Annotated in this window: 4 protein-coding genes; 2 read left to right on the top strand and 2 right to left on the bottom strand. The window is 40.0% G+C overall.

Features of this window, described 5'->3' with window-relative positions; all coding sequences use genetic code 11:
* Together K1X56_15200 and K1X56_15195 are read left to right on the top strand one after the other, a co-directional pair.
* Positions 1-341 (top strand): TonB-dependent receptor (locus K1X56_15200; GenBank protein MBX7096066.1); only part of this gene is annotated, 341 nt, incomplete at its 5' end.
* A 10-nt stretch (positions 342-351) separates the two neighbouring features.
* On the top strand, positions 352-924 hold the full coding sequence (locus tag K1X56_15195) for an NAD(P)H-dependent oxidoreductase (protein ID MBX7096065.1): 573 nt from the start codon (positions 352-354) through the stop codon (positions 922-924).
* Here K1X56_15195 and K1X56_15190 read toward each other — a convergent pair whose 3' ends face one another.
* Together K1X56_15190 and K1X56_15185 are read right to left on the bottom strand one after the other, a co-directional pair.
* Positions 925-1,116, bottom strand: a complete 192-nt coding sequence (locus tag K1X56_15190) for a hypothetical protein (protein ID MBX7096064.1) — start codon at positions 1,114-1,116, stop codon at positions 925-927.
* Positions 1,117-1,197: 81 nt separating this feature from the next.
* The coding region (locus K1X56_15185; GenBank protein ID MBX7096063.1) for a peptidylprolyl isomerase at positions 1,198-2,669 on the bottom strand (1,472 nt) is incomplete at its 5' end.

Below are 2,669 nucleotides of genomic sequence, written 5' to 3'. Positions count from 1 at the left end.
GTAAAAAAGGTAATGTATTCGCATTTAACGTACGCAGCAGTTGGGTGGGAGGGAAGTTCCTGACGCCAATAGATCTTGCCGCTACGCAATCTGCCGGATATGCTATTTTCGATTTGAATAACGCATATAGTCAACGCCAGAGTGATTATTTCCGTTTCGATGTGAAACTTTCTTTCCGCCGCGAATTAAAAAAGAGCACTATGGAATGGGCTATCGATTTACAGAATGTAACGAATCATAAAAATGTATTTCGCAATAGCTATAATCCGAGAACCGGACAATTAGTCACCGAATACCAGCAAGGATTTTTCCCTGTACCTACTTTCCGTTGGACATTTTAATCTTCTAACCATGAAAAAAATATTAATCATAAACGGCAATCCGCGAAAGGATTCTTTTTCCGATGCAATTGCTTTGCGCTATAAAAATGGCGCAGGAGATTCATGTAAAATTCTTAATCTGCATGAACTGAATTTCGATCCTGTATTGCATACCGGATATAAATCGCAGCAGAACATGGAGCAGGATTTAATTCAGGCTCAACAGCTCATTTCCGAAGCAGAACATATTGTGTGGGTATTTCCTATTTGGTGGGGTGAAATGCCTGCATTATTGAAGGGATTTATCGATCGTGTTTTTCTTCCCGGATTTGCTTTTAAATACAAAAAAGATTCTCCGATGTGGGATAAGCTGTTAAAGGGAAGAAGCACAGAGTTAATTGTCACCATGGACGCCCCGGTTTGGCATCATGTTTTGTTTAACCGAAGTCACGGAACAAAGGCCTTTAAAAAGTTTACGCTTGAATTTTGCGGATTTCGTTTTCTGGGAACAACCCGGATGGGTTCGATGCGGTTTTCAAATGAGCAAATGCGTGAGTTGTTTTTGAATAAAGTTCAAACGCTTGCCAGAAAAAGAAGTGCCTGATTATTTTTTGCCTTCGATGCGTCCGGTTTTTTTGTTGTAGCCATACGGACAATGTTTACATCCGCTTTTACAACAATATCCGCGCTTCAACAAATACTTCTCGGTAAACACAATATATCCTTCCGGCGTAGTATAATAATCGTCGGGTTCTAATTGGTTTCGCTTCGAGAAAGAAGAATAATCGTCGCTCATCGCTTGGTATTCACTTCGTTTGTTTCTAAAAAAAAATCCTTCCGAGTATTACTGGAAGGATTTTTTTTGATGGGATATTTTTTAGTAGGCAGTACGCTTGTCTACAATTTTTGCATTTTCTTTTAATGCTTTGAAAGCATCGCCACCTGCACGATTTCTGCGAACGGTGATCAGGTTATTTTTGCTTGTAGCATAGTCGCTTGTTTGAGCCGGTTCAATCACATCCACCAATTGAACAACGTACACACCGGTTTTCCCTTGAATAGGAACAGTCATTGCACCTTTGTTTTGTGGTGTTAATGAGAAGATCGTTCCGATAACTACAGGCTCATTTCCACCACCACCTTTAATGGTAGTTGACCCGAAGTTGACTTCAACATCCTGAACAATGGTATTAGCTTTAGAGGCTACGTCTTCAATGGATTTCGCACCGCTCATTTGTTTTTTCAGGAGTTCAGCTTTTTTATCCTGACGAGTCGGAATCATCATGATGTCCTTGATGTCTTCGAATTCGGGAACACCTTTTTCTTTCACGGAAACAATATGTGCAATTACAATATTGTCACCATAAGTGATCGCATCAGAAACATCATTTTTAGCACCGGTTTGAACGAAACGAATTAATTCTCTTGAACGGTCATCACCATTTAACGTGTGCTGAATGTTCATTACCTCGTTTTCGAAGGTTACCAGTTTTTCTTTTTTAGCGTATTCTTCAAACTTACTTCCGTCGTTAATTTTTTCGAGGAATTCATTAGCCAGCATACGAACTGCTTCTTCTGTTTCTGAACTCGGAACGATTTTTTTATCGATCGTAGCATATTTCACACGCTTCGCCTGACGTTGACCGAGGACTTCCACAATGTGAATTCCGTAATCGGTTTCAACAATTTGCAGATCGCCAACTTTTCCGTTGAATGCAGCATTTTCGAATGGTTCAACCATGCGGCCTTTCGGGAACCAGTCATAAACACCACCATTGCTCATACTTCCCGGATCATCGGTAAATTTCGTTACCATTTCCTCGAAGTTATTGTTGCGGCGAATTACGGTACGGATACTATCGGCACGTTTTTTCAAATCGGCAATTTCTCCTTTTTCTTTTCCAAGAAGGATGTGACGAACACGAGCTTCTGGTTCAAATTTTACACCGCGGATTTTGGTTAAGCGCAGGTAGCCGAATTCTTCATACGGACCAACAATCGCTCCTGAATCTGCATTTTGAATTAAAGAATCTGTAGTTGGAGAAAACTCTCCTGATACAGAATAATTGCTGTTGAAATATTTATTATCCGAATAAAGCATTACATAAGAAGAATCGTTTGATGCTTTTGCGAAGCCATCCTTGATTTCATTCATTTCAGCTTCCATTTTAATGCGGTCTTCCTTGGTAGGAATTAATGGGAACTGAACATATTCAAACACGCGTGATCCTGGTTGCTCGTATTGTTTACGGAATTTGTTTTTCTCGTAATACGCTCTGATATCTTCGTCGGTAACCGTAACCATGGAATCAGGAATATCGAAATATTTCTTTACCACATAGCGGATTT

The sequence above is a fragment of the Flavobacteriales bacterium genome (assembly GCA_019694795.1).
Taxonomy (GTDB): Bacteria; Bacteroidota; Bacteroidia; order Flavobacteriales_D; family UBA2798; genus UBA2798.
Note: the sequence above shows the minus strand (reverse complement) of the source record. Positions and strands in the feature narration are given on the sequence as shown.